1 pseudogene is annotated in these 509 nt (G+C 43.6%); it reads left to right on the top strand.

From position 1 onward, the window contains the following. Positions 1-312 (top strand): annotated as a pseudogene (locus tag J4D97_RS23245) (phosphoadenosine phosphosulfate reductase); the annotation flags it as partial. Positions 313-509 lie beyond the last annotated feature (197 nt).

Genomic DNA, 509 nt, shown 5'->3' with positions numbered 1-509 from the left:
GTGGATGGGCAGCAGGGTGAGTACGCTCGGAGCCGCTCTGGTTGCTTTTTCTGCTTCTTTCAGCAGAAGATTGAGTGGGTATGGCTCTATGAGCAACACCCAGACCTGTTTCAGCGTGCAATAGCCTATGAGCGGGACGGTTATACGTGGATGGAAGAGTCGTTATCCGACCTCATTAAGCCGGTACGCCTTCGCCAAATAAAGCTTGACGCTATTAAAAAGCAGAGTAAGGCAAAGGGGAGTTCAAGCATGTTTTTGCTGGATATCCTAGATGATGAAGAAGAGGTTGGTTGCGCCTCGTGCTTTATCTAACGGTCGTAAAAGAAAACTAAAACTTCCTTAATAGCTATTCCAAAAAAATTCTACCGTGGATTACGACAAGAAATCATTAAAAGTGGTCCTTGACCTTAATAAGGCCACAAAACTAGTGTTGCCAAACTTTCAAAGGAACTTTGTTTGGAAAGCAGAATTACAACAACGTGCTTTACTTGCTTCATTCATTCTTGAAC

The organism is Hymenobacter defluvii, assembly GCF_017589435.1.
In the GTDB taxonomy this organism is placed as follows: domain Bacteria; phylum Bacteroidota; class Bacteroidia; order Cytophagales; family Hymenobacteraceae; genus Hymenobacter; species Hymenobacter profundi.
This window is presented reverse-complemented; position numbering and strand designations above follow the sequence as displayed.